The organism is Methylobacterium oryzisoli (assembly GCF_046557895.1).
In the GTDB taxonomy this organism is placed as follows: Bacteria; Pseudomonadota; Alphaproteobacteria; order Rhizobiales; family Beijerinckiaceae; genus Methylobacterium; species Methylobacterium oryzisoli.
Window position 1 is genome coordinate 11,662 of the sequence record NZ_JBKIBX010000075.1, and the last position, 2,645, is coordinate 14,306.

2 protein-coding genes, 1 tRNA gene and 1 pseudogene are annotated in these 2,645 nt (G+C 63.7%); 2 read left to right on the top strand and 2 right to left on the bottom strand.

The window, feature by feature from the left end:
* The first annotated feature begins 123 nt into the window (after positions 1-123).
* Both ACKUB9_RS32970 and ACKUB9_RS32975 read left to right on the top strand, forming a co-directional pair.
* Positions 124-200 (top strand) — tRNA-Met (locus ACKUB9_RS32970).
* Positions 201-459: 259 nt separating this feature from the next.
* Positions 460-636 (top strand): hypothetical protein, encoded by a 177-nt coding sequence (locus tag ACKUB9_RS32975; protein WP_407529063.1) that lies wholly within the window; start codon positions 460-462, stop codon positions 634-636.
* A gap of 99 nt (positions 637-735) precedes the next feature.
* Here ACKUB9_RS32975 and ACKUB9_RS32980 read toward each other — a convergent pair.
* Both ACKUB9_RS32980 and ACKUB9_RS32985 read right to left on the bottom strand, forming a co-directional pair.
* A pseudogene (locus ACKUB9_RS32980) lies at positions 736-1,785 on the bottom strand (recombinase family protein); the annotation flags it as partial.
* A 444-nt stretch (positions 1,786-2,229) separates the two neighbouring features.
* Positions 2,230-2,556 carry a hypothetical protein gene (locus tag ACKUB9_RS32985; RefSeq protein WP_407529061.1) on the bottom strand — a complete coding sequence of 109 codons (327 nt, stop codon included), beginning with the start codon at positions 2,554-2,556 and terminating at the stop codon, positions 2,230-2,232.
* Positions 2,557-2,645: the final 89 nt, after the last annotated feature.

Consider the following 2,645-nt stretch of genomic DNA (forward strand, 5'->3'; position numbering starts at 1 on the left):
CGCGGGCCGATCACGGCCCGCGCCGCCCTGCGGATCCGACCGCGACGGTTCCTTGACAGGCCGCCTGCGACCTCCCTATATCGCGCCACCGCGGCGCCGGACCTCGCTGTCCCGGCCCGAGGCGGCGGAGTAGCTCAGCTGGTTAGAGCAGAGGAATCATAATCCTTGTGTCGGGGGTTCGAGTCCCTCCTCCGCTACCATAGATCTCCCACTAAGTGCGGCAGATCGGCCTTCAAGCACCAGCGCTGAAAGGCGGCCTTCGACCTCAACATCGACGCCGCGTCTGGGCTTTCCAGGAAGAACCGTTACGCGTTTGATGAGGCTGCGAAAGCTTGCGACGAGACGTCGGCTCGCCTCGTCATCGCTTCGTGCATGATCACTCAGTGTGGACGCAAGCTCACGAACCTGGGTGAGGTAGCCGGCCACAGCGCCTGTCTCCAGAGTGAAGAACCGGTTAGCTTGATCAAGCTGCTCAAGCGCTGCCTCCAAATCCGCTTGTTCGGCCTTGAGCGCAGGCAGGCGGGCTGCCGCATCAGCTTCCGTGACGAAGCCTTTAAGATAGCCGCTCATCAGCCGATCATGCTCAGCCTTGAGACTTGCAAGACGGGTCTCAATCCGAGCGCGTTCGTTGCTTGATCCTGTTGCGAGCCTGCGGCGCGTCTCGTTGTACCGGCGCACATAGACCTCGATTAGGCGCGGGTCGCTCAGAACGGTTTCCATCCCCGAGACCACCGCGCGCTCAATCAGCGGCAGGTAGACGATCCGGCGGTTGTCGCAGCTTCCGTTTTCACGGATGGCCGAACACCGCACGCGGGTTTTGCCCGTGCTGTCGCGATCGTGGACGGACAAGCCTGATCCGCAGGAGTGACATTGCAGGAGGCCTGACAGCAGATTTTGCTGCCGCCGAATTAGGTGAGGAGCCGCGTGGGATTTTGCTTCCTTTACGGACCGCACCCGATCCCACACCTCATCGGCAATCAGTCGGAGATGCGGAGCCTCAACAGTGTGCCATGCTTCCTTGGGGTTGGGCCGGGAGACCCGTCGTCCGGTGTCTGGATCCTTCAGCATCCGGACCTTGTTCCAGACGATGCGGCCTGCGTAGAGTTCGTTGAACACGAGGCCCGTGCCCCGTGCGCTGTTGCCGTTGATGGTTGATGCGTTCCAGCGTCGGCCCCTTGGAGGGGGAACGTTCTGGCGGTTCAGGTCGGCCGCGATATCCCTTGGCTGGCGTCCCTCGGCGTACTCGGAAAGGATGCGGCGAACGACAGCGGCCTCCGCTTCATCGATAGCGAGTTCGCCGGGCCGGCCAGGGACGGGCCGATAGCCGTAAGCACGTCCTCCAGCATGGCGTCCGCCGCGGACGACGCCTGCCATGCCGCGCCGCACCTTCTTTGCCCCCTCCTCCCGCTGCATCTGTCCGACAAGCCCGAACAGTCCAGCCATTGTGGCGTCGAGCTTGCCGCCGCTGTGAACCGAACGAAGTTCGATGCCGAGAAAAGTGAGACGGTCGAACAATTCGCCGGTGTCTCGCATCGATCGCGCAAGCCGGTCGGAATGCTCCACGATCACCGCGTCGAACGCATTGCGGCGCGCTTGAGCCATCAGATCAATGAGGCCGTCACGTCCGAAGATTGAGGCGCCGGACTTGGCTCGATCGCAGAACGTCGCGACGATTATCAGCCCCTCGCGCTCCGCATAGGAGCGGCACACAGCGATCTGATCCTCGACAGACCGCTCATTCTGAAGGTCCGTCGAGAACCGAGCGTAGATCGCCGCGCGCTTCATCACCGCTTCGCCCTCCTCGCTGGATTGCCGTTAGACACGGCCGCACGATGGTCCCGCAGGGCCGTAGCATCGGCAAGAGCCTCCACCATGCGAACGATATCTGGGTCGAGCGGCCGCAGGCCGAGCGGGGCGCGCGAGCCGACCCGGGTCATCAAGCAAGCCATCCGGCGGGGCGAGCCACGTTCGATACGAAGCGTTCCTGTTTCTCTAGAAAGCCAGTGCCGATAGCGTCACTAGTGCCAGTAGCCATGCCGTTTCGGACGCGTGGATGGCGAACAAGCTGCTCGCCAGCGGCTAGAGGTACGCTTGGCGTACCCCAGGGAGTTGTGCCGATAGTGCCATTGGTGCCGTTAGCTCGGCACGAGCCGCATCCGACTGCAGCTATCAGCACTAGTGGCGCTACTGGCACAGTTTGCTGTCGGCGAGCAGCCGTCGCGCGAACCATTATGACGACCTCGCGTGCACGACGGGGTTGACCTCATAGTGCTTCGTCTGCCGCCCCTTGGTGCCACCTAGCCGGGTCGGCCGTGGGCGGATCAGGCCGGCCTCGACCAGCCCCGCACAGGCGATGTCCATGTGCTCAGCCTCGCGCAGCATCCCGCCGATCTCCCGCCGCAGGTCGCGGGCATTGAACTCGGTCCGACCAGTCTGGCGCAGGTACCGCGCCAGTTGCATCGCCCGGCGTTCGGCGACGGGGATCGACGCGTCTCCGAACACCCGTTCCGCCATCGGGATGAAGTACTCCTGCAGCAGCTCGACGGCGCAGCGCATGGCCGGGGCTCTGATCTCCTCTGTACCGCCCGCGGTTTGTGAGACACCGATTTAAACCCTATGCGGCGAGAGCCGCCGGTGGAAGCTGC

Bases quoted from the DNA above. Each gene is read 5' to 3' on its own strand.
- ACKUB9_RS32985 (WP_407529061.1), bottom strand. From the start codon at position 2,556: ATGCGCTGCGCCGTCGAGCTGCTGCAGGAGTACTTCATCCCGATGGCG.